Here is a 233-nt window from a genome sequence, read left to right as displayed (position 1 = left end):
GTTCCAGACGCTCATAACATTTGCGGAAAGCGGGTTTTTCCGGTCGCAGATAATCTGCAATCAGAAACTGCCAGGCATCCTCGTCAAATTCACTTTTGTGAACATTGCGACGGGATGCTCCACGTCCATCAACAAGTGCAGCCGCCCAGTCAGGCTTCGCAAACTTCTGTACCTGGTAATACTTGTCCCGCAAAGTGGATGCGCTGACCTGGTAATGCCCTGCAACGGTCGCA

At 51.9% G+C, this 233-nt stretch carries 1 protein-coding gene; it reads right to left on the bottom strand.

Annotation, left to right across the window (positions count from 1 at the left end; genetic code table 11):
- Nucleotides 1-233, bottom strand: a 233-nt coding sequence (locus tag AC0L3J_RS38455) for a DNA-binding domain-containing protein (RefSeq protein ID WP_473350631.1), incomplete at both ends; no start/stop codon positions are given.

This window comes from Bradyrhizobium sp. Kon37 (assembly GCF_055807535.1).
This window is presented reverse-complemented; position numbering and strand designations above follow the sequence as displayed.